The sequence below is a fragment of the Psychrobacter sp. 1U2 genome (genome assembly GCF_051847575.1).
The window spans coordinates 1-23,084 of the sequence record NZ_JBPYDC010000034.1 but is presented as its reverse complement, the minus strand read 5'-3'; the positions used below and the strand labels follow the sequence as shown (position 1 = coordinate 23,084).

General features: G+C 41.5%; 20 protein-coding genes. 4 read left to right on the top strand and 16 right to left on the bottom strand.

Translation table 11 applies throughout. The features are described from left to right. Positions 1–244: 244 nt before the first annotated feature. The 8 genes from ACS8FD_RS12195 to ACS8FD_RS12160 form a co-directional block, all read right to left on the bottom strand. On the bottom strand, positions 245–493 hold the full coding sequence (locus ACS8FD_RS12195; RefSeq protein ID WP_228706492.1) for a recombinase family protein: 249 nt from the start codon (positions 491–493) through the stop codon (positions 245–247). A gap of 564 nt (positions 494–1,057) precedes the next feature. Further along, positions 1,058–1,420: a DUF3817 domain-containing protein gene (locus ACS8FD_RS12190; RefSeq protein WP_058023733.1), complete on the bottom strand. Its 363-nt coding sequence runs from the start codon at positions 1,418–1,420 to the stop codon at positions 1,058–1,060. Positions 1,421–1,753: 333 nt separating this feature from the next. After that, complete coding sequence (gene lspA / locus ACS8FD_RS12185) at positions 1,754–2,461, bottom strand: signal peptidase II (RefSeq protein WP_037026031.1); 708 nt, start codon at positions 2,459–2,461, stop codon at positions 1,754–1,756. 141 nt (positions 2,462–2,602) lie between these two features. Next, positions 2,603–3,883 (bottom strand): c-type cytochrome biogenesis protein CcmI, encoded by a 1,281-nt coding sequence (gene ccmI, locus ACS8FD_RS12180; protein WP_025643930.1) that lies wholly within the window; start codon positions 3,881–3,883, stop codon positions 2,603–2,605. Then, complete coding sequence (locus ACS8FD_RS12175) at positions 3,880–4,362, bottom strand: cytochrome c-type biogenesis protein (protein ID WP_020443538.1); 483 nt, start codon at positions 4,360–4,362, stop codon at positions 3,880–3,882. The genes ccmI and ACS8FD_RS12175 overlap by 4 nt, the downstream gene beginning before the upstream one ends. Positions 4,363–4,445: 83 nt before the next feature. Next, entirely contained in the window at positions 4,446–5,108 is a 663-nt protein-coding gene (locus ACS8FD_RS12170) for a DsbE family thiol:disulfide interchange protein (protein WP_011513682.1), read from the bottom strand. Further along, positions 5,109–7,157 carry a heme lyase CcmF/NrfE family subunit gene (locus ACS8FD_RS12165; protein ID WP_025643925.1) on the bottom strand — a complete coding sequence of 683 codons (2,049 nt, stop codon included), beginning with the start codon at positions 7,155–7,157 and terminating at the stop codon, positions 5,109–5,111. It abuts the gene before it with no gap. A 120-nt stretch (positions 7,158–7,277) separates the two neighbouring features. Beyond that, positions 7,278–9,494, bottom strand: coding sequence for a heavy metal translocating P-type ATPase (locus tag ACS8FD_RS12160; protein ID WP_439276095.1), 2,217 nt, complete (start codon positions 9,492–9,494; stop codon positions 7,278–7,280). 142 nt (positions 9,495–9,636) lie between these two features. Between ACS8FD_RS12160 and cadR the strand changes: the two genes are divergently transcribed. Continuing rightward, a complete protein-coding gene (cadR, locus tag ACS8FD_RS12155) occupies positions 9,637–10,047 on the top strand; it encodes a Cd(II)/Pb(II)-responsive transcriptional regulator (protein WP_025643920.1) in 411 nt (136 codons plus the stop codon). 147 nt (positions 10,048–10,194) lie between these two features. On the opposite strand, the gene ACS8FD_RS12150 is transcribed toward cadR, so the two are convergent. Next, the gene (locus ACS8FD_RS12150) at positions 10,195–10,917 is read right to left on the bottom strand and encodes a CHAP domain-containing protein (RefSeq protein WP_198336923.1); all 723 of its coding nucleotides are present in this window, start codon (positions 10,915–10,917) and stop codon (positions 10,195–10,197) included. Between the two features lie 796 nt (positions 10,918–11,713). Then, positions 11,714–12,358, bottom strand: a complete 645-nt coding sequence (locus ACS8FD_RS12145) for a DUF411 domain-containing protein (protein WP_082787298.1) — start codon at positions 12,356–12,358, stop codon at positions 11,714–11,716. A gap of 239 nt (positions 12,359–12,597) precedes the next feature. On the opposite strand from ACS8FD_RS12145, the gene lnt reads away from it, so the two are divergent. After that, positions 12,598–14,166, top strand: coding sequence for an apolipoprotein N-acyltransferase (lnt, locus tag ACS8FD_RS12140; protein WP_439276094.1), 1,569 nt, complete (start codon positions 12,598–12,600; stop codon positions 14,164–14,166). Between the two features lie 186 nt (positions 14,167–14,352). Here the strand turns inward: lnt and ACS8FD_RS12135 are convergent, their stop codons facing one another. The 6 genes from ACS8FD_RS12135 to ACS8FD_RS12110 form a co-directional block, all read right to left on the bottom strand. Beyond that, positions 14,353–15,279: a cation diffusion facilitator family transporter gene (locus ACS8FD_RS12135; RefSeq protein ID WP_058025953.1), complete on the bottom strand. Its 927-nt coding sequence runs from the start codon at positions 15,277–15,279 to the stop codon at positions 14,353–14,355. A 245-nt stretch (positions 15,280–15,524) separates the two neighbouring features. Further along, entirely contained in the window at positions 15,525–15,665 is a 141-nt protein-coding gene (locus tag ACS8FD_RS12130) for a hypothetical protein (protein WP_298739179.1), read from the bottom strand. A gap of 1,109 nt (positions 15,666–16,774) precedes the next feature. Next, on the bottom strand, positions 16,775–17,743 hold the full coding sequence (locus ACS8FD_RS12125) for a DNA-binding protein (protein WP_058025952.1): 969 nt from the start codon (positions 17,741–17,743) through the stop codon (positions 16,775–16,777). A 134-nt stretch (positions 17,744–17,877) separates the two neighbouring features. Then, the gene (locus ACS8FD_RS12120) at positions 17,878–18,174 is read right to left on the bottom strand and encodes a hypothetical protein (RefSeq protein ID WP_025643904.1); all 297 of its coding nucleotides are present in this window, start codon (positions 18,172–18,174) and stop codon (positions 17,878–17,880) included. A 140-nt stretch (positions 18,175–18,314) separates the two neighbouring features. Next, positions 18,315–19,256 (bottom strand): replication initiation protein, encoded by a 942-nt coding sequence (locus ACS8FD_RS12115; protein WP_058025554.1) that lies wholly within the window; start codon positions 19,254–19,256, stop codon positions 18,315–18,317. Between the two features lie 341 nt (positions 19,257–19,597). Then, positions 19,598–21,763 carry a MobA/MobL family protein gene (locus ACS8FD_RS12110; RefSeq protein ID WP_058025555.1) on the bottom strand — a complete coding sequence of 722 codons (2,166 nt, stop codon included), beginning with the start codon at positions 21,761–21,763 and terminating at the stop codon, positions 19,598–19,600. A gap of 287 nt (positions 21,764–22,050) precedes the next feature. On the opposite strand from ACS8FD_RS12110, the gene ACS8FD_RS12105 reads away from it, so the two are divergent. Together ACS8FD_RS12105 and ACS8FD_RS12100 are read left to right on the top strand one after the other, a co-directional pair. After that, on the top strand, positions 22,051–22,566 hold the full coding sequence (locus ACS8FD_RS12105; protein WP_025643898.1) for a hypothetical protein: 516 nt from the start codon (positions 22,051–22,053) through the stop codon (positions 22,564–22,566). A gap of 6 nt (positions 22,567–22,572) precedes the next feature. Then, positions 22,573–23,084 (top strand): hypothetical protein (locus ACS8FD_RS12100; protein WP_439276093.1); only part of this gene is annotated, 512 nt, incomplete at its 3' end.

Here is a 23,084-nt window from a genome sequence, read left to right as displayed (position 1 = left end):
TATTTGAGTATTTGAGTATTTGAGTATTTGAGTATTTGAGTATTTGAGTATTTGAGTATTTGAGTATTTGAGTATTTGAGTATTTATTTAGCTATACAGCTATCAAATGACGCGAGCACTTAGCTGTAGCTTGTATTTCAGAATAACTACGCCCAGATTTCAGAAGGCTAGCGATAATCTTACGCTTCTCGGTATCTTTCCTACGTCCTGAATATTTACTTTCTACCTTAGTACGAGAAATACCTTACATCTGACGGTTACGTCGATCTTCATAGTCCTTTCTAGCAATAGCAGCGAGCATATAAAGCATCATCGAATTGATGGCCTGTAATACGCTGCTCATAAATTCAATGCTGCTATCAGATTGAGGCGTTATATAAGAGGTCGGTAGCTCTTCTGATACTACCGCCAGCTTCTTTTCTAATAGCATTCTTTTGAGAGTATCCCAATCAGCTTGGTTTAAACGTGCTAAGCGGTCAATCTGCTCAACCAAATTATATCGCCTTCATGGGCATCATTTATCAGTTACATTAACTGTGGACGTATTAAAGTTGCGTCTGACTCGTTTTCAACATAGAAGGCGGCAATTTTGTGACCATGATCAGCAGCAAGCTATATGAGCTCACTTTTGGCACGCTTGGCATCTTGATCTTTGATTGGCGCTCTATGCTCTGATAAACATAAACACCTAAAATAGTCTGTTATAAGTAGTTCCATTATTGCAGTCTATTATAAGTAGACTATTAATTGATTAAGAGACCTGTTTTGATAGTGCCCCTGGGGTATACCCTAGGATAATAGGAAATCCATCGCGGATGACAAAACCTGTTTAGCTTTTAAACAATACGGGTTTGTCGATAGTATGTAAGATAAGTTCGAAAAGTGACTAGAGTGTTAGATTATTCATACTGGGTCTGAATTAAAATTTTATTGTGATTAATTTCTGCTCAATGTTATTCATTTGTCGCCATGATGAGTGATGGCGGCTTGTGATTTAGTTAGGAAAAATAATCTTGAGTAATAAGGTACGTTTGTAGCATTTGCAGCAGGGCTTGTTCTAGGCTTCTTTACTTACACTTTCCTGTAAATTCTTTTTTAGTAAATGATCGAATATAAACGGGCCAAAAGGTAAGAGTGAGCCGAGTACGCCCGCAGGTATTGCCCAAAGAGGCATTTTCATTTTGATAGCTGAGCCTATAAGTATTATGATATAGGTAATAAACAATATACCGTGTGCCATACCGATGTATTTCACACCTTCTGGAATGTCCAGCATATATTTTAGTGGCATGGCGATACAGAGCAATAATAAGAAAGAGGTGCCTTCTAGGTAGCCTATAATGGTAAGGCTTTTTAATGCGGCACTTTGTTTTTTTCTAAGATTATGTATTTGTTTGATAGTTAGCTGAGCATGTGACACTATATTATCCTTTTGTTATTTCAATAAATAATTTAGGCGGTATTCAATGTCTTTATAATAATGGCCCTGTCCAGAGCTTTGAAGTACTGGTTTTTGTCATCTACCACTTAGCACGTCACGCCTTCGTCTAGCCACTTCAAAATCATCCTGCGTTCACTCGCATACAATTATGCATTGGGTTTTGGGATATAGAATGAGAGAGTATTTGTATTAATCATATATCACCTTCCAGTTCGCATTTTTATAAACACACTTGAGTATAAAAAGTATCTTTCCGTATAGAGCAGCTATGACGCTAGTTCTTTTTATTTGTACTGATCAATATTCACTTGTTTATTCATTACGCTTACTTTCCAAAAATATCATATCAATTATAATCAACGCTACACCGACACAGACACCTATATCTGCAACATTGAAAATAGGATAATTCCAGACATCAGCATAATGCACATGGATAAAGTCAACCACTTTGCCAATTCTTAAACGATCGATTAAGTTGCCAATCGCACCGCCAAGCACTAAGGCCAACCCCATAGACAATAGCTTGGCTGTACGTGGCGCTTTGATTAAATAAATCGTTAAAAAGATAGCCATTACAAAAGCTAAGCCTGAGAAAAACCATTTCTGCCAACCGCCAGCGTCGGCTAAAAAGCTAAATGCTGCCCCATAGTTATAAGCGAGTGTCCAGTTGAGAAATGGTTCAATGACCGGTACGGGGTCATTGAACGCTAATTTGGTTTGGGCCAACCACTTAGTCCATTGATCAAGTATTAACACCATTATCGCCAACAAATACCAGATAAAAGCGCGACTGCCATTGGCAACCATTTTTGGCATTTTATCCAACTTACCTTTAGGTGTTATCGAGTTGCCTGAAGTCACGTACATAGCTTTAGGCGTATGATTCATGGTTTTAGAGTCAATCGATTGATGAGTACTACTCACAGCTATAGGTACTTTATTGTCAGCAATATTAGTACTAGCCGATTCAACGCTATTCAATTTAGTACTATCTAATCTGTCGGTAGATTCAGTCATAGTTGTTTTCTTTATCTGTGTTTATACAATGAACAATGTTAAACGTATATGTTTTTGGTATACGACTATTAATCGCGCCACTTTTATAAACGGCTCCACTTACCGCTCTGGTGTTATGAAACTTACGGTAATAATTTTTTATTAGGGAATCTGTTGATTGATTTCAACATTAACCTGAGTCTGTTCAGCGCTAATCACTATAGGATTACCCGATAAGTCGCCTGACTCTGCTATGGCATTACCGCTATGACTAATACGAGCAACGACTGCTAACTGAGTTTTGTCACTACGAGCTGAATTTAACGTGCGATCTGGCATCATCGCATCAAGATTGCTTAAGCGGATACTAGCCTCACCTTGCTTGATAATACTAATGGGTAAACGTTTGGCGGCAAACGGTGGACCTCCTTTAACGTCACGTATCGCAACAAACAACACATCATCAGCTTTCACTAACGGTAATAAATTAGCGTTAATTTTCACTGTCACGTCAATACCTTCTAGCGCTTGCTTTTCTTGCGTGCTAACGTAGTTGCTTAACTCATCTAAGCTTGCTAAAGCTTTAGTATGATCACCTGGTTTGGCCACAATGCTGCCTTGTAAGCGTTTAATCCAACCTTGCGCTTGGGCAAAGTTACTACTACGAGTCTCACCCATTGCCATGAGCATTTGAGCCCGTTCATGCTGCGGATTCTTAGCTAATATAGCTTGTAATACACGGCGAATATTGGCGTCTAACTGACCTTCATTAACGAAAAAGCTAGTCTGAGCATAAGTGGTGGCGATTTCTTCATTTTCAGGAGCTAAACGATAGGCACGAGATAAGGCTTCCAGCGCAGAATCAGTTGCCTCCATAGATAAGAAAAGCTCGGATAGGCGCATCCAGCGATTAGGATCATCAGCATTACGATGAACATTGGTTTGCATGGCGCTAATCAGTTGACGACCATCTTCAAACGCCCATGATGGCGGCTTGTCAATTTTAGCTGTCAATAGGTCGTCAGCCACTTGTCCTACTTTGTCCTCAGCTGTCCACAAATCAAACACGGGCGTACGATTGCCTATTAGTAAATACGCCATTGCAGCCAATATTGGGATCCAAGCTGCGACAATTAAACGGCTTTTGACATCAGGGGTGACCATAGGTGTTATCTGACGCTGCACATCTAATAGCTGACGCTCCAGTTCCAGCTTTTGATTTTGATAATGGCTATTATTAATAGTACCGCTGTCTTTATCTGTTTGTAGCTCAGCTAAACGTTCGCGAAATACTGCAACATTAATATCTAGCAGTTGATTGTCTATTGGTTTGGACTGCAAACGCGGTGCTCGTAGCCATGGCATAATAGCAATCAGCGCAAATATAAGAGCAATCAGCAAGCTTAGAGTTACAAATAAGCCAAAAGTAGAAAATAGAGTCATTTTTTGTCCTCTAGGCTAGTAATGTCGTGGTCGACACTCTCAGCTTGCGATAATAGACGATCAAGCTCAGCCTTTTCCGTAGAGGTCAAGGCAGCAGTACTGTTCACTGTGACGCCGCTTTGACCACGGGCAACAACTTGGCGACGCTTACTTTGCCAAAACCAACCAATAATTAAGACGAGCAATAATAGTGGTGGAAAAAACCATAGGATCCATGTTGATGGTCGCATAGGCGGCTTGTAGCTAATAAAGTCACCGTAGCGCTCTTGCATATAGACGCGTATTTCAGCATCACTACGTCTATCTTTAATTAAATCATAGACTTTTTGCTTTAGATCCTGTGCAATCGGTGCATCAGAGGCTGCAAGGTTTTGATTTTGGCATTTTGGGCAGCGAAACTCTTCTATTAATCCACGATACTGAGCTTCTTGCTGTGGTGAGTCAAAATCGTATACGTCAATAGCTGCGTTTGCCGTCATGTTAAGCAGACACGCTAGTATTAAGCTTGCTAGTTTTAAAACTATATTGGGTTTTAGTTGAGGAGCTCTTATTCGAGTAACGTTCATTTGCACATCTCCTCAACCTGAATGAGATCAGGACTATCGTTGTTCTTATTAGCCTTATTAAGTACTGTCAGGCACGGCTTAACACGCTGTTGCCAATTGGCTTCATTAATCTCACCAACAATATGCTGACGAATGATGCCATCTCCATCCACAACAAAGGTTTCGGGCGCACCAGTTATGCCTAAGTCTAGAGCAAACTGACCCAATGAATCCTGAATAGACATAGAAAATGGATCACCGCCTCGGTTTAAGTAACTGAGCGCATTACCAATCTCATCCTTATAATTCACACCAACGATATCAACGCCGCGCTCTTCTAGTTGCATTAAAAACGGATGCTCAATAACGCAAGTTGGGCACCATGAGCCCCAAACATTAAGTAAAAACGGCTTATCCGGCAAATTATCATTGGTGATAGTACGGGTAGTATCTGCTAATAACGGCAGCTCAAAGGTAGGAACCGGACGCTCAAGAGCGGTATTGGTCACAATGTCTGTTGGTTTACCTAAGCGCATGTACAATATAACTACCAAACCAAAAAAGAGGATAAGCGGAATTAAGAACCATAGCTTCGTCTGCTTTTTTTTCATTGTCTTTGGGTTACGCTGCTTACTGTTTTGGCTATCTTTTTGCTCAGGAGTATTATTCGACATAGTCATTTATTTCTCCTTTAGTGTCGACATCGTCGATACTGAGATTGCCTGCTCAATAGCTACCTCATTGACTCCATAAGTAGCCAAACTACCAGTAACTAGCAACGGAGCTTTAATTTTTTTGATGCGGTATCGTTTATCAAGCATACTAATTAATCCACCTAGAGCCATGATAATTGCCCCTAACCAAATCCAGCGAATTAATGGTTTTACATAAATCCTTAATGCCCATTGGTTACTACCATCGGCAATAGGTTCGCCCAGTGCGACATAAACATCGCGCATAAGACTGGGGTCAATAGCAGCTTCAGTTGTTGGCATCGTGCTGATAATATAAGTACGCTTTTCTGGAGTCAGTTTCGCCACTTCACGACCGTCTTTGGATACCACCACTTGCGCTTGCGTTGCATCAAAGTTACTACCCTTTATTTCAAAAAATTCAGTTACTTCAAAATCGTAACCTTGAACATTGACTGTATCGCCAATACCCATTGCTACGTCACGCTCAATACTCAGGCTACTAGTAAAGGCTATGCCAATGACAGCAACCAATACGCCAATATGAGCAGTCTGTTGACCCCAATAGCTAAGACGCAGCTGACGCAGACCTTTAAAGAAATTAGGGGCGTTCTTGGTTTTGTCTCTAAAGTCAACGATCATCCATAGCAGTACCCAAAAGCTCACCGCTAAAGTCACGCCAATATTGAACATAGCAGATGGACTGGTAAAGTAGGCGATAATAGCAGCCAATACGATACTACTAGCGGCAATGGCGATACCCACCCCTAGTAACGGACGCTTATCTTGTTTCCAGCGAATATTAGAGCCCATACCCATAGCGATTAACAACAGCCATGTCAAAGGCACAAACAGCGCATTGAAGTATGGAGGCCCTACAGATACCTGACCGAGACTAAAGGCATCAGCGATAATAGGATAGAGGGTGCCGAGCAGCACCACTAAGGTTGCAATCAAAATGATGGCGTTATTGATCACTAAAAAGGACTCACGTGAAATCAGCTGATATTGACTTTCAACGGTTAAACGCCAACCGCGAACGGCAAACATTAATAGACCACTACCGATGATAATGCCAAGAATAGCTAAGATGACCAAACCACGCGTCGGATCAGCGGCAAACGAATGCACTGAGGTAAGGACTCCAGAGCGTACCAGGAACGTGCCAAGCAAGCTTAAGGCAAAGGCGAAAATAGCCAGCATGATGGTCCATGCTTTAAACACCCCGCGCTTTTCAGTGACTGCTAATGAATGCAGCAATGCTAAGCCGACAAGCCAAGGCATAAACGAGGCGTTCTCTACCGGATCCCAAAACCACCAACCGCCCCAGCCAAGCTCGTAGTAGGCCCACCACGAGCCCAGTGCAATACCAATGGTCAAAAATCCCCAAGCCGCGAGCGCCCATGGACGTGACCAGCGTGTCCAAGCAGCATCTAAACGCCCTTCCCACAATGCCGCCATACAAAATGCAAAAGGCACTACCATACCCACATAGCCCATATATAACATGGGCGGATGAATAATCAGACCGAAATCTTGTAGGACAGGATTTAAATCAGCGCCATCGACCGCTAGATTGGGTAAGGTACGCTCAAACGGTGACGAGGTAAATATCAGCATTGTTAGCATCATTAACTGTACACCGGCCAAAATAACTAATACCCGCGCACGCATTGATAACGGCAAGCCGCGACTAAAGTATGATACCAGTGCACACCATGTGGCCATGATGGTCATCCATAGCAGCAAAGAGCCCTCGTGTCCGCCCCATGTCGCCGATAACTTATAGTACCAAGGCAACAGCGTATTGGAATGCTGCGCGACGTAACTGAGGCTAAAATCATTATAATAAAAACCTGCTATCAAAGCGCCAAATGACGTTATCATGGCGGCAAACTGTGCCCAAGCTAGGCTAGGGGCTAGTCGTTGCCAAGCAACTTGGTTACGAATAACACCAATAGTTGGCAGAATTACCTGCAATAACGCCAGTACAAAAGCGGTAAGCAAGGCAAAATAGCCCAATTCTGTAATCAACATACGGTCTAACCTTATTTACTCTAATGCGGTTGCAGTTTACTGTGGCGGTGGAATTTTTATTATTAGAACCCACCCCGAAATCTGCTGCTATCTCTAGTTTTTAATTGATTTCGAAGGGTTTTATTTAACTACTTTAGGCGGATTTACCAGTGGAGGCGCGCCTTTAAAGCGCAGTAAACGTAACGCATTAAGAGTAACGATCACTGTTGCTCCAGCATCAGCTAGAACCGCAATCCATAGTCCAGTAATGCCGAATATGGTCGTGATCAGAAAGACGCCTTTGAGACCTAAAGCGAAAATGACGTTCTGATGAATGTTGCGCATGGTGGCACGTGAAAGTGCGATGAGATGAGCCATGTCCGTAACACGACTTTTTAATAATGCGATATCGGCCGTCTCAATGGCCACATCGGTACCACCACCCATCGCGATGCCAACATCGGCAGTTGCTAGCGCTGGCGCATCGTTAATACCATCACCAACCATCGCTATTTTGCGGTTGTTCTTCATCTCGTTAAGCAGGCGCAGTTTGTCCTCAGGCAACAGCTCAGCTTCCCATTCCACGTCTAAATTACTGGCAAGTGCTTGAGCGGTTAAGCGGTTGTCGCCTGTTAGCATGACGGAGCGCACACCCATCGCTTTGAGCTGAGCCACACCTTCATGAGCGTCGTCTCGTAATTCGTCTCTTAGCGCGATTAATCCAAGCACTTCACGGTTTTGCTCATCGAAAAGAACAGAGACGGTCTTACCCTCATTTTGCAGCGCCTCAATTTGCGCCTGTTGTGTGGATGAAATCAATGCCTCATCGGCTGCGTAAACAGGCGAACCGATAGCTAGCGCGCGCCCAGCGATAGTTGCGTGTACCGCTTTACCCGCAGTAGCAGAAGCTTTAGAAGCCACAGGTATGACAACTTTGGCGGCTTTGGCATGACTGACAATAGCTTCAGCAAGCGGGTGACTAGAACCTGTCTCCACACTGGCAAAGAGCGCCAATACCTTATCTTTACCTTGAGAACCCTGATCCTGAGAATCCTGACCTTGAACACTTGAATACTCTTGTGTAATGTCAACAACATCGGTCACGCGTGGTTTGCCTTCAGTTAAAGTGCCTGTCTTGTCAAAAGCGACTGTCTTCACTTGGCCGATGGTTTCTAAAGCACTACCGCCCTTGATCAGCAAGCCGCGGCGCGCACCGACCGCTAGACCAGAGGCGATAGCAGCTGGTGTTGAGAGCACAAGAGCACAAGGACAAGCGATCAATAATAAGGCTAGACCTCGATATAACCAAGTTGACCAATCTCCGCCCATGGTTAACGGTGGGACGATGATAATTAGGGCGGCAATAGCCATCACAGCCGGTGTATAGTAACGACTGAATTTCTCAATAAAACGGGCAGTGGGTGCTTTGGAAGCTTGCGCTTGCTCTACCAAATCAATAATGCGCGAAATAGTGTTATCGGCGGCTGTCTTTTCTACGCGCACTTGGAGCACACCATCGATGTTAATTGACCCTGCAAATACATTGTCACCCATCGTCTTGGCAACAGGAACAGACTCTCCCGTCACGGGCGAATCATCAAGGCTGGACGCACCTTGAACAATGGAACCATCAGCAGATACCCTATCTCCAGGACGCACCAGCACAAGGTCATTCACTTGTAGTGAAGTCGCTGGAACGTTACGCTGCCCACCTTGAGCATCAAGTAAAATCGCACTTTTCGGAACCAGCGATGATAAGGCTCTGATGCCAGCGCGAGCGCGATCAGCAGCGATACTCTCAAACAGTTCACCGATTGAGAACAAAAAGACAACCGCTGCGGCCTCTTCAGCTTCACCAATGATAAGTGCGCCAAGCACGGCGACGGACATCAGCGTTTCAATTGAAAAGAATGAACCTGTTTTAGCCAGTGCTAAGGCTTTGCGTGCAAATGGAAAAACGCCTACAATCACAGCGATGGCAAACACCCATATCCCATAAGCGGGGAACAGTAGTGACAGTGCATAAGCGCTGCCCATCAAAATACCGAGACCAACAACCTGTTTGCCTTTTTGAGTTTGCCACCACCGCTTATCCTGCGGAGCCATCTGATTGTCGCTGTCAATATCAATAGCCGATACAGTTTGTTGACCAGTATTGGCAGATATACCGAACCCTAGGCTTTTGATGGTTTTTTCAATATCACTAGCCTGAGTCGGCGCATCAGGGGCCAAGCTTAGCTCTAGCGTTTCTGTAGCAAAATTTAGCTCAACATCAGAAACCCCAGGCATACGTTTCAAAGCTGTTTCAATCTTGCCGATGCAACTGGCACAGTCCATACCTTCAATATGATATTTCATAATAATTTACCCTTTGAATAATGATATTATGAACCCTCTAGTGGCTTTAGAGTCAAGGTTATTTATCTACAGTTTCGTAATTTTAATTTCTCTAGCGCTAGTCTTTACAGCCACTTTAATTATTTAAATCATAGAGGTTGTTATGACAATCAAAATTGGTGAGCTCGCTAAACGCACAGGTGCCACAGTAGAAACCATTCGCTATTACGAAAAGGAGCACTTATTACCCGAGCCTTTTCGTAGCGAAGGGAATTATCGTTTATATAATGAAGAGCACATTGAGCGTCTACAATTTATCCTACATTGCCGTACGCTCGATATGGCTTTAGATGATGTGCGAATCTTACTTGAATACTGGGAGTCGCCTGACAAGGACTGCGGCGATGTGAATAACTTGCTAGATGAGCACATTCATGCTGTGGAAATACGAATGGAAGAACTGATGCACTTAAAGCATCACTTGACCGTTTTGCGCCAGAAATGTGCAAGTAGTGCACCAGCGTCATCATGTGGCATTTTAAACGCGCTTGTCGATAACTCCTGTCATGAGTAATGATATCAGTAGTGTTCATTTCTGACGGATCAAATCATGAAAGGTTAAATACGCCCTGATGTTAAGCACAAAAAAACCCAGCAATGATATTAAGATCACTACTGGGTTGGAGGAAATAACAACTATGTTGTGCTGACTTAGAAAGTCTTATTTATCATTCATAGCAAGGTGGATATTACGATCTGATGCGGATGCGTCATCCACGTATTTTGAATCGCGCCATGTCGTATAAGCATAGACACCACTGTATGGGCTGATGCTGTTCTGACGGAAATCAGAAATCCAATTTTCGCCATCAAATATTTGGATATGGCCATGCGGGCGCTTTGATGAGCGATCATAGACAATAACATCACCTACTTGGGTTGGCATATCATTACTGATTTTGCTAAAACCTGCTTTATCAAGCGTGCCACGAGTGGCGTACTGATAGGCTGAAGGATTGGGTGTAAATTCATAACCAGCTGATTGTAGTGCTTTACGTACGTAACGGGCACAATATCCAGAGCTGCCAGATAAAGCCACTTTTGAGGCGCGAGCAGCAGCGATAGCGGGGGCTGAATTGCTGTCAGGAACCTTATTGACTTGCTGCTGTTGTTTTTCAGCGTATAAGCGGCTGTTTAATGATGAAAGCTGATTCTCTTTTTGCTTGGCCTGCGCACTTAGGTTGCTAATTGCTTGACTAATTTCATCATTATTAGAAACATAAGCACCACTTTTGGTGCTATAGATGTTTTTTGATGAACCGTAGTTTGATGCCACAGAAGTATTGGTGATGGTATTATTTGTTTGAGAGATTGTGATAGCAGCACCACTCGTTTGTGCTATGCCCATACCCAGTACTGACAAAATCAATAAAGCCTGTTTCATAAATCTAATACCTACGGTTAATTCAAAATCGTCTGTTATCAACAACAGCGCAGTCAATTAAATCTCAACAACACAAGTATATATACGTCATAGTGACTGATACTTCTGCTGCATATTATTCATATAAAAAATAATTATTGGCGATCACAGCTCATTGAAGTCTTACGAAGCTGTTACAAATCAAGCTGCTGACCAAAACACAAAGCCGACTTTAGCATAGGTTGTTTAGCCTGTCATTCCCCTTAAAAACCCCAAAAATACTTTTTTGATGTCGAAAAAATTGCTAATATCCCACATTTTACAATGTAAGTTTGTGTAACATGTACAGAATATAGCTGACTAGATTGACCACAATTTCTACTGTTTTATAAGCAAAAAAACGTCTGAGGGTTAAATCTATAATTTAGATTTAACCCTCAGACGTTTTTCTATTGGATGAAGTAATTACCCTATATAGGGTCTAACTAATTATTAAGATAATATAATAATTTATAATATTAATATAGATGTTAATTCCCTACTGGCTTATGTAATATTACGTAATTGTTTCGATACATCCTGTATATTCTTGTATTAACCCTTAATTATTTATCTATTTTAAGGGTTAATAACCGATAAATCCGCTTACATTGTCATCAAAAGTTACAAATTCAAAGTTATTTTTGCTTTTAAAGTCGCAATAGCTAATGATTTTTTTGATGAAGAATCATTTTATAAGCAATAGAACAGTCTTATACCTGCCTCATTTACTTTTAACGCTAACACTATAATCAAAGTATTCTTAACTGCTAACACACTATAATTGCTGCTCTACCGATTCAATATCAGCATAAACTTGGGTCGTCCCGTCTTTATTGAGCTGCATAACCTGATAGGGCATGAATTTATTTTGATACTCCATACCTGGGCTACCAACAGGCATGCCAGGTACGGCAAGACCCATAGCTTGTACTGGCGGATTTTCTAAAAACTGCGCCATATATTTAGCGGGTACATGACCTTCAAAGACGTAACCATCAGTAGTGACTACAGTATGGCAAGAACGCATTTCATTTGGAACGCTGTAGCGCTCTTTAAATACGGCTAAGTCCGCAACATCTTGCGCGGTTGCACTTAGACCATTATCTTCTGCATGACTTATCCATTCTTTACAGCAGCCGCAATTGGCATCTTTATAGACAGTGGCTGAGACGTTTTTTAGTAGGTCTGGTTTACTTACTGATGTCATCATAGGAGTATTTATAACGTTTGGTTCAGCTGTCTTCGGAACAGTCACTACATCTTCAGTTGATGCCGATGTTGTGCTTGCATCAGATACGCCACTACTCGGTTGGCTACAAGCAAATAGTGATGAGGCGGCAAGTAATACTAACGTACTACGCAACCCCTTAGACAGATAACGATTGAATATAAGACTGGATTTTATTTTTAAGGGGGTCATAGTGCTCTCTCATGTACTGTAGATATTGTGAGCTATAGAAGGTCAAGTAACACTTCATATCGTTTGGTAATGTAGCATAATAACCCATCAAACGGAGTACGTAAATTTATCCATTGAGCAGTGCGGACTGGTATCATAAGCAGTTTTCATTTTGAAATGCTGCCTGTAGTATTAACAGGTCTATCCGAGTTTTGGATTTTGACTAAAAATTCAAAACTCATAATTTTGGATAATTTGCGATGCGCCTGTCTACTATTAATCTACAAAAGCGTTTGAGTACTCACTCAAATCAATTACCGCTATGGTTTACGCTAGTAGCAGCATGGCTTGCAGGGGCTATTTTTTTATTTGCGCTAGCGCCTCATGGGTTCTGGCCGCTAGCAATAGTGTCACCAGCGATTTTATATGCGCTGTTGGTACCAAATATGAGTGGTCGTCGCGCTTTTATTATCGGTGAAGCTTACGGTATGGGGCTATGGTGCGTCGGCGGCTTTTGGCTCTATACTGCCATCCATGATTATAGCGATACTCCAACGTGGCTCGCATTGATTATGATTGGATTGATGGGTCTCGGTATGGGACTGTTTCATGGATTTTTAGCACTAGTCTTTAACCGTATGGTAGGCAAACAACCCTTTTCATTTGCTGCTCTTTGGGTGCTACAAGAATGGTTAAAAACTTGGTTATTCACAGGCTTTCCGTGGCTGTTTGTTGGTTATGCATTTACTGAAGAGTATTGGTTATCGTCCTTAGCACCCGTTGCTGGTGTTTTTTCCGTCTCTTTTGTTGCCATACTATTGGCTGCAAGTTTAGTAGAGCTACTGCTTCGGCGCAGTAGTTATGCCATCGTTTCTGTACTGTTATTAGCCATTAGCACATCATTATGGCTGGTCAATCCGCAATGGACAAAACCTAAGGGCACACCTGATCTGTCAGTGTCATTGATTCAAGGTAATATTTCACAAGATATAAAGTGGCTGACTAAGTATCAAGTAGAAACGCTAAAGATTTATGCGAAGTTAACACGCACTGAGTGGGGACGTGATGTGGTGGTGTGGCCTGAATCATCTATTCCTATGTTTCAGGATGAGGCTGCGGGCTTTATTAGTGAAATGATAGAAATGGCTAATGCGACCAATACGACATGGATAACTGGTATCCCTTATAAGGATAAAGCGGCATTCAATGCCAGTACGGATAAGTATCCCCCATTTTACAATAGCGTGATTGCTCGAGGTGTAGAAGCGGAAGGCCTATACAAGAAGCAGCGTCTAGTGCCTTTTGGAGAGTATATTCCATTTGAAGGCGTGCTCGATATTTTCCCAAGTTTGGCCGGTAGTCAGGATATTAAGAACTATAGTCGTGGTAGTGATCAGCAGTCACCTCTAAAGGTGCGTGGACACAATATAGGGACGGCTATCTGTTATGAGGTAGCTTATCCAGATACCACGCGTAAAAATGCCATCGATACTGAATTTTTGTTGACCGTCTCTAACGATGCCTGGTTTGGCACTTCAGCAGGACCATTGCAACATTTGCAAATGGTACAAATGCGCGCGCTTGAGAACGGGCGCTGGTTTATTCGAGCGACCAATACTGGTGTTACCGCTATCATTAACCATAAAGGTCGTATTGTAAAACGCGCACCGCAGTTTGAGCGTACTGTACTACGTGGTGAGATACAGGCACGGGTTGGTAACACGCCCTTTATGCTTATGGGAAATTATCCTATCTTGATAATAATAACCCTGTTATTACTAATAAGCTATTTTGGCAAAGGTCTAACCACACTTAGAAGACGAGGGTAATAGTAAACTTAATCATAATAATTTAATCAGCGTAAGTTTTTTATTTTTTCTAGGTAACGTCCTAACGCACGTAAATATAAAAGTTTTAAACTATTGATCACATAAGAACTGATTGAAAAAATTATGTTGACATAAGGCACGCGCCTCATACTTAAAAAGAGATAGCTATATACGGTCTATCATCTTTTAGTTGATACTTTCATTTAATGCACGCGATTTTTGATTGTCATCTGCCTTAGTACCAAATTCAATAGTTGCATGTTGTATATTCTGATGCGCCAAATCTTCCTTGATGTTTTCTTTCATAGTAATAGTCTCTTCAAACGTTATATCGGTCTTCGGTACAATATGAACTGTAAGAGCATTCTCAGTGGTACTCAAAGCCCAGATATGTAAATGATGAAAGTTTTGAATAAAATTATAGCTCTCTAAGATAGCAGTGATTTTACTGAGATCAACATTTTGAGGTACTCCGTCGATAGCAAGCTTGATACTCTCTTTTAGTAGACCCCAAGTCGATAACAGTATAACGACTGAAATAATCAAGCTAACTAGAGGATCAACGATATTCCAACTTGTATAGTAAATAATAATGCCCGAGATAACGACACCTACAGAGACCAATGCATCTACCATTAGATGCAAGAAAGCACCTTTGATATTAATATCGTCTTTTTGACCTTTGTAGAATGCAAAAGCAGAAACAGTATTTATAAATACACCTATTAGAGCTGTAATAATAATAACTTTTCCTGCAACTTCCGGTATCGTATCAAATCGACCCAAGGCCTCATACGCAATACCTATAACGATTGTAACTAACAATATGGCGTTAATAAGAGACGCCATTATAGAAGCTTTTTTGTAGCCATAGGTATAAAGCGTAGTAGATGCTTTCTGTGCTAATTTCATTCCAATTAACGAGATTATTAAACTGGCAACATCACTTAAGTTGTGGCTAGCGTCTGCGATTAAAGCTAATGAATTAGTTGAATAGCCCACTATAAACTCGATGAGCGTAAATGCAGAATTTAGACCAATCCCAATATAAAAAGCTTTATTCATATTTTTAGGGTCTGGAGCTTGATGACTGTGGTTATCTGAATTACTCATAATTTACCCTTGTTTAGGTTGCTGCATTTTATTAAAGGTAGAAAATAAGTTTATTGCATATTTTCTATATTGCACAGTCAATATTGCTCTAATACCGTAGACCCACTTATTTTTATCAATAAACTGAGCCACAACTTGATTGTGTGTCCTATCTCTCCTTGGGCGAAAAAAGCGGATTTTACTGTAATCTAACTGGCTTACGTAAGCTTCTTGTTCTCATGTTCAAGCTCTTTAGTATGTGTAGCTTAGTCTTGAGTGTTGGTTAGTATAGTTTCATTAGTGTGCTTTTTATGACATGACCACATAAAGGTGTAATCGTTTAATGCTTCAATCAGCATACGAACGGCGCGTTCTTTAATCTCAGGAGTGTAGGTTTGTCTTTTCATTATCGTATTCTCTCAGAAAGATGATTTACCGCTTCTTAACAGCGCGTGTAAAACCTTGCATCTGACGACTAAGCCGGTCTTCATAGTAAACTATCCCAGTATTGTCAGAAACTTAACGTCTTGTGAGGATGTACTAAGTGCTAACTTCAAAATGGTTGAAATACCTACGCTAAATGACGACAAAAAAAGCCTAAGCAATCTAATGAAAAAGTAGATAATAAAAACCCAATCTACATGACAAACAAAAAAATGCCTCTGGGAGTTGACTCCCAGAGGCATTTAGTTTTAAATATAGCTAACGGTTACAGCGTGTTGACGCACACTGTAACGAACAAATAAGCACCTGAACTGCGTTATTTGAACAGCATTAAATGCCCGTGTAGGTGCATTTTATCCAAAATTTGCTTTCATATCAACTTTATTCACTATACATTTTAAAAACCGCTTGTTCGCTCGTTACATCCTCGTGCTGCTCTCTTTATAACCGTTACCCGTCAAATGGGTGGCAGGCTAAGGCGACGACTGCGTTTGACAGAAGGGTAAAGCTCTCGACAGGGGGTTCTAGACATATTGAGCAACGCAATGAGTGGTTATTTGTGCATATCGTAGCGGTATATTGGGTGTATTGCCCTTGCTAGCGTATGACAGCACAGTAGCGGTTAAGAGCGTGTCTAGGCGGTGCTATCAGCCGTAATCTTAACAACCGTAGCTTGATACAGTGATACGGTCTTGATGACGCGATGGGCGATGAAGTCGGCATGACTAATCACATCAAATCCAAGGAATGCACTAAAGTGTTTGTGAGTATGCTAGAAAATACTCATAGATGCTTTAGGGTGAGTGTTCCTTGAAATCTGCTCAAGGCTCCAAAATCAGCATCGGAACTTACTTAGGCTAATTTAAATAGTATATAGCCCACTAGGCTATATACTATTAGACTTCAGAGAAAAATTTAGAATAGTTCTTATACAACAGTCATTTATTCAGTGAGTCGATATTGTCATAGTTGATTCATAAGCTTAGTGTGAATAGAACGAGATCTACGCTTTAGGTAAAGTCTCTTCCTAGCTCATAACTATTCTTTATCTTGGAACCTTGAATACTTTTATTTAATCAACATCCAAGGCGTTATCTTTGTTTTGAATAAGTATTAGATTATCTTGAGCTTTCTTGAGTTTATTTTGTAACACAGTCACTTGTTCTTGTTCTGATAGGTGACGGCTCGATAGCTCGCCATATTGCTTATTCAATATACTATGTTCAGCTTCAAGTTTAGCCTGTATTTGAGTCAGCTGCTCATAAAGTCCTGATAGCTTATCACGTTCAAAGGTTACCGCCTTTAGCTCTCCTTTGATCTCTGCGGTAGCAGTTTGTATCTCATTGCGTTCAGCTGTGACCGTCTTTAGCTCTGACTTAGTGGCTTTAAGCTCCGCCTTTAAACGTGCAATCTCTGCTTTATCGCTATCAGCTGTAGCTTTAAGCGTGGCTACCTCACCAAGACTACTAGTAAGCTCTACAGATTGCTTATCTAATGCGCTACGTGTCTCTACAAGCTGTGATTGTGCTGTTTCTGCTTTAGTTCGTTCAAGCTCTAATTGATGCTTAGTATCTGATAGCGTCTGTTTGGTAGCATCATGGTCAGCTGTGGCTTGCTGAGCCGCTTTAGTTGCTGTCTCCGCAGTAGTGGCCACTTCGTCCAGCTGCTGTAGTAGATCTGCTTGTTCACCCTCTAAGGTTTTAACTGCTTCTTGCGCTTCGTCCGTCTCTGCTTGTGCCTTAACCTTAACCACCTCTAGAGCTTCACGCTCCTTAGACAGCCTATCGTTCGCCATATCAATAGCTGTCTGCCACATATCAGCGCCAAGCGTGTGCAAGCGTTCAGTGATACCGCTAGGTAAATCCACTTGTTGCAGCTCTTGCTCTTCCTGCTGTTCTCGCTTCCAACTCTGCATCGCATCACTAATGGTAGTGAATGAGCCACCGCCTAGCGCCTTACGCACCTCTGCCAGTGTCGGCTTTATCCCTTGCTCCTGTAATCGGTCAGCTGCTGCATGAATATCTTGTGTGGTGAGTGCCATGATTTTGTATTCCTTGATAGTGCATTGTAGTATGTTGTATGTTGTATATAGTATAATACAATATACAACATACTACAATGCAAGGTGTAAAAAAACCCCAAGTCGTCTTGAGGTTATAACTTGTTGGCTAAGACTTAATGATCAGTTAGGTATTCTTCTAGGGCATCATTGATCATGTCCTGATAGTTACCGCCTGTCTGCTTGGCTCTGTCCTTAAACTTAGCAAGAATGCTTGGGCTGATAACACTGGCTTCTGTAGTAAGCGTTTGTGGTTTGATACTGCCACGGATCGCGCCTGACCAGTCGGTGATTTCTGGAATGTCCGATAGATCAATGTCGTCATCGCTAAGCGTTGCTAAGTACTCTAAGTCCGCTTGCTGCTTAGCCGTTAATGGCGGCAACTTATCTATGTGATAACTAACCTTGTTCATATTGTCTCCTTTCAATCTTTGTGGCACGCCTGGCAGAGATAATGCGTATAACCTCAGGCCATAGATTTCAAACACTGCAAAAGCATTGGCCTTTGACTCTTAAGTAAGCCATATATCATAATTGGTAGTAAACATAGTAATTACTTACCTTGACTGACTTTTGGTAAGTAGCTCTCAAGCGCTTTGTTTGGCTTGTTAAAGCTTTCAGGCTCCCGCTGTATGATGTTAATCATTTCACGCTTAAAACTATCAGTACTCATTTTACCGTCATAGCTTAAACCTGGGTGATCGTTATAGTCGTTCATAAACTGCACATTATCAACAATTGATTTGATCTTATCTTCTGACAATTTACCGTCTTTACCAGCAATTTTATCTAATAACTTTTTGTGAAATTTGAGCTTTAAGCCTTTATAGCCCTTCCCTCTTGCTTTTTTTTGATACTCTACACTGACTTTATAATTCGTATTTTCATTTATATCGTTGATAGCTGTTTCAATAACATATCTTCGCAACTCACTAAATTGCTTATACTTATCTTTAACACACATTACGTGTTTAAACTCTTCTATCGTAAACTCTTTGCTGTACTGGTATTGATTAACCCACATTACCACCAATTCATACATTTTTATTGAATGAATACTCGATAACTCACCTATTTCTAATAGCTTGTATTTAGTGAAATTAGCTTTAAGTTGCGTCAAATATGGCAGTATTTTATTTGCGAATGATAATACGACTTCTCCGTTATCCGGATCATAAACAATACTACTAACAAGCCTTGTTTGAAGCGTTTTATTCTCGGGCAAGCTCATAACAATATCGACGTCATATAAACGTTTGCTTGCGTTCTCTATGTCACGATAAACATTCTGTTCGTTCTTAGACTTCTTACCAAAAAACAATGATTTAATATCATCAACTGTTACTTTATATTCTGTGTCTTGCGTGACATTTGGTGCATCAGGCCTACTGTCAATTTGACTGATACAAGCAAGCATGAGCTCTTTATCCGTCTTTTGCATTGTGTACGTTGCTAGGATTAAATCATTTGACTGAACAACTAAGTTATTTTCCATTTCAACTCTGCGCCCATAGTTACATTTAACAAGATCTTATCATAAAATAGAGTTATAAAAAGAGTGTTTTTTATTTATCTCTGTTTTCTGCTCATTTACTCTGTTTTCTGCTCATTTACTCTGTTTTCTGCTCATTTACTCTTTTTCTTTCTTGTAAGGTATTGATTTTAACAGGGAAAAATAGCTCTCAAACAGGAATAAACAGGAGTAAACAGGATCAAATAAAAACCCTCAAAGAAACGGGTGATAAATTTTTTTGTGGATAAGTGAAAAATCATCACTTAAACCACGCAGCTTGCCTAAGCAATTTAACCCTGTGTAATGTTTTTTTAAGGATTAGATTAAGGGCTAAATCCTCGACTGGGTGCATTAGTTCTACTCACTTGATGCTGATAGGACTCTAAACCGTCCTGTAGTGCTCTGTGTTGGCTTTCAGAAAGCTTTCCGTCGTATTGCTCGGTAAACGTCTCTAAAGCGGCTTTAAGAGTCTCTGAGTAAGCTTTACGCTGGGTAGTTGGTAATGAGCTCATATCACGAAACGCAAATTTAAACTGCTGACACGTTTTATCTAAGGTATCTGCAAGATGTTCTTTAGCACATTTCCTCGCCTCAGCTGGGTGATTATCATTATCAATATAATCAGTTAACCATTCTGTATAGTTGAATGAGGAGACAACGTCTCGAGTCAGTCTACCAACGTCTCCTGCGCTACCGCCTAGCTTATTGATGATACTAGTTTTAAATGTCGCACGCTTTTGATCAATATCGTCCCTAAAGTCCTCAAAATGCTTAATAAGCGCCAGATACCGCTCTCGTTCAGCTTTAGGATCACGCAAAAGCTTGATAATGGATTTGTTATTTTCAACTAGCGTGTAATCAAAACGTTTGCCCACTTGCTGTAAGTGATCTCTAAACCCTAGCGCTTTATCTTTATCTTCAATACCAAGGCGCTTTGCAAACTCGCTAAGTATCGCAACTTGACGCTTATCAAATTTATCAGGGGCATCCTCTATCGTTTCTCCTTGTGCCCAGCTGATTGCCATTGAATTGTGATGGCGTTGAATTAAACGCATGGCTAAGTGCAGCTTCATACGTTCAGCATACTCAAAGATTCTCTCATCTTTGTGACGGTTTGCTCGAGTGTCTCGATCAACTTGTCTTTGCTGTCGATCAAGTCGAGCAGCTCTTGCTCGTCGTGCTGCGTCATCGAAGGGGTTGGGGGCTGGTCTTGCACTTCGCTCAGTTGCTTTGTTAATTTCAATATTTGACTTTCCGATAGCTTCAGTGATTCCCTCAATTGCTTGTTTTGTGTCGTCAATTCTTTGTGTGAGCTTGTTATTTGCTTGTGCTGTGCCATTAATTCTTTGTTTTGTGTCATCACATCGCTTTGGTAGGTTTTCGCATCGTTTAGCTGCCCAAGCAATGCCTGATTTTGCCTCTTCAACGCATCGTTTTGTGTCGTCAACTCGAATTGCCGTTCTATTATTTTGTTCTGTGCAGTACGTAATGTGAGGTTCTGAGCTTCCAGAGAGGTGTTTTGCAAAATCAGCTCGCTGTTTTGTGCCTCCAATGCTGCCAGGTAGTCTTGCATTTTTCTCAGTTGCCCAAGCAAGTCCTTTTCTAAGTGCGCTAATTCGTCGCTCATTGTCTGCTTCCTGTTTGATATGGTTGTCAGCCACCAATTTATTACGTGCTTTGATGGCGCGGTTGGTGTCTCCTTTTTCGGTCGTGATGCCTCGGCGCTCCATTGCCGTCGCCTCAACGCCCATTTTAATGGTGGGCTGCTGATCAAGCCCCTGATCCTTATAACTGCGCGCATCCATCAATGGCAGATGATGCTGCGCCAACACTTTATTGGCGGTATCTACCCACATCTCCCGAACACGCTTAATCTCTTGCATCGATGACGGCAGATCATGCGCCTTACGTTTTTTGTTGGACCACTCAAACGGGGTCTTAAGCTTTGGATCAAACGCCAAGGTTTTATTCGGTCCAATGGTAGGCGCTCGAGTAGTGACTAAAATATGCGCGTGAAAATTACGGGGATCAGGGTTCTCCTCACCCTCACGCAAATACTTAGAGCTTGGCGGTACATTAGGATCAAAAGGCAATTTCATCACCGGACGATGGATACACACATCAGCAATCACATCCATATCGTCGCAAAGCTTTTGGGCAAAGTTGATGGCCAGCTGATGCCGATCATATTCGTCTAACTCATACGGCAAATTAATCAGCCACTCACGCGCCACCCGACTGTCCGAACGTGTCTCTGCCGCTTCAGCGGTATTCCAAAGCGTCTCTCGATCCACACTCACACCCAGCGCCTTTAGCGAAAATGGTAAAACAATATCGCTACTCATAACCCCAGACTTTTTACTATAGTCATGCGTCTTGCCATATTTGGCATCATCAAGCACATCCCCAGCACGATAGGCCGCCGACGCCACAGCTGACTGCCCTGATTTTCGAGAAATCGCCTTTGTCGCAATATGTACCATCGTCATAAAGAGCCACCTGCTATTGTTGCTTTTTTCACACCACCGCTTTTTGTGGTGTGCGGGGTTTGGGGTTTCCCCAACGAAGAAGGATTCAAAATTAAGATAGTAACGAAGTGGATAGATTAAATTTTGAGTCGTTACTTCGCCCTTAGTCAGGGAGACGCCACCATCAAATACTAAAATAATATATCTGAGGTGTCTGATGCGGTTGTGTTAAAGCTTACCACAAGCGATTGAATGATAGTGAGGTGCTTGCTATGCTGAGTAAAATTTAATCGATAAGGGTAAATCTGATGTCAGTATCTAATAATAAAGCACCTATGTCTATTTTTGATAGTCAAGACTCTAATGAGCTAAAAGAGCGTCAACGGTTAGAAGAGTTAAAACGCCAAGCTAAGGTTCAGCAGGTGAAGCTGGATAAACGATTAAACAAGCAGAAGATTCTAATGGGGGCATTTTTGGGTCAAGTATTGGCAACTGAAGGTGAAACTGAGCAAATGATTCGAGATTACTTCGCCATTCACTTTCCAGATTTTTTAACAAGGAAATCAGATAAGTTTTTATTCAAAAGTATGATCGAGAGTTTAGGTGGTGATATAGGATTGGGTGAGGAAGAGGATCCATTTTTAGCCAACGTAAAAGAAAATAATAAAGAAGCTACTGATCAAAATACAGGCGTTGAAGGCAGAAATACTGATAGCAATAACCAAACGCAATCTGACTCTCTGGCTAATTATAGAGAACAGGATTCGCTACTAGATGACAATAGTCATGCTACTGGTGGAAGTAATCCAAACTATCATGGGTAATAGGTTATGTTTATTGAAAGCCACAAAGCTGCGCTATCAAGCTTTGATGCAAATATAGAGCCGTATATGGTCGATGGTGTAGTGGCAGATAGTGAAGGCGCTTTATCTGTGATGCTGCCACTTGCAAGAAATACGATAGCCATTAAATTTGCAGAAGATGATCATAGCGTTGCGGAAATGGTAGCTCGTGCATTTACTTTGTTTGAAAACTTCTGCACAAGCGATCAAGCATACGCTTTTTACAATGAGATGATGGAAAATCCAAAATTATATGATCGTGTGATGCAGTTCGTTACTCTGATGCTAATAGCTGATAAGCCATTAGGAACCCTTGCCATAAGTAAGGCAGTGGATAAAAAACATGCAAAGCTTTTGAGTGATGTTCGGCTGATTGGTGGAATTTTTGGGTTTTATGATAAAGAGACTAAGGTTTATACAGATGATATCACTTGCATAACTCATCTCAATGGAACAACTAAAGAGCTGACTCTGCCCCCTGAGAAGGTTTTGATGCTGAT

Excerpts from the sequence above, each read along its gene's own strand:
- ACS8FD_RS12115 (WP_058025554.1), bottom strand. The coding sequence starts at position 19,256 with ATGGAAAATAACTTAGTTGTTCAGTCAAATGATTTAATCCTAGCAACG.
- ACS8FD_RS12110 (WP_058025555.1), bottom strand. The coding sequence starts at position 21,763 with ATGACGATGGTACATATTGCGACAAAGGCGATTTCTCGAAAATCAGGG.
- ACS8FD_RS12130 (WP_298739179.1), bottom strand. The coding sequence starts at position 15,665 with ATGAAAAGACAAACCTACACTCCTGAGATTAAAGAACGCGCCGTTCGT.
- ACS8FD_RS12135 (WP_058025953.1), bottom strand. The coding sequence starts at position 15,279 with ATGAGTAATTCAGATAACCACAGTCATCAAGCTCCAGACCCTAAAAAT.
- ccmI (WP_025643930.1), bottom strand. The coding sequence starts at position 3,883 with ATGACTCTATTTTCTACTTTTGGCTTATTTGTAACTCTAAGCTTGCTG.
- lnt (WP_439276094.1), top strand. The coding sequence starts at position 12,598 with ATGCGCCTGTCTACTATTAATCTACAAAAGCGTTTGAGTACTCACTCA.
- ACS8FD_RS12120 (WP_025643904.1), bottom strand. The coding sequence starts at position 18,174 with ATGAACAAGGTTAGTTATCACATAGATAAGTTGCCGCCATTAACGGCT.
- ACS8FD_RS12170 (WP_011513682.1), bottom strand. The coding sequence starts at position 5,108 with ATGACTATGTCGAATAATACTCCTGAGCAAAAAGATAGCCAAAACAGT.
- ACS8FD_RS12160 (WP_439276095.1), bottom strand. The coding sequence starts at position 9,494 with ATGAAATATCATATTGAAGGTATGGACTGTGCCAGTTGCATCGGCAAG.
- ACS8FD_RS12175 (WP_020443538.1), bottom strand. The coding sequence starts at position 4,362 with ATGACGGCAAACGCAGCTATTGACGTATACGATTTTGACTCACCACAG.
- ACS8FD_RS12125 (WP_058025952.1), bottom strand. The coding sequence starts at position 17,743 with ATGGCACTCACCACACAAGATATTCATGCAGCAGCTGACCGATTACAG.
- ACS8FD_RS12165 (WP_025643925.1), bottom strand. The coding sequence starts at position 7,157 with ATGTTGATTACAGAATTGGGCTATTTTGCCTTGCTTACCGCTTTTGTA.
- ACS8FD_RS12150 (WP_198336923.1), bottom strand. The coding sequence starts at position 10,917 with ATGAAACAGGCTTTATTGATTTTGTCAGTACTGGGTATGGGCATAGCA.
- ACS8FD_RS12105 (WP_025643898.1), top strand. The coding sequence starts at position 22,051 with ATGTCAGTATCTAATAATAAAGCACCTATGTCTATTTTTGATAGTCAA.
- lspA (WP_037026031.1), bottom strand. The coding sequence starts at position 2,461 with ATGACTGAATCTACCGACAGATTAGATAGTACTAAATTGAATAGCGTT.
- ACS8FD_RS12145 (WP_082787298.1), bottom strand. The coding sequence starts at position 12,358 with ATGACCCCCTTAAAAATAAAATCCAGTCTTATATTCAATCGTTATCTG.
- cadR (WP_025643920.1), top strand. The coding sequence starts at position 9,637 with ATGACAATCAAAATTGGTGAGCTCGCTAAACGCACAGGTGCCACAGTA.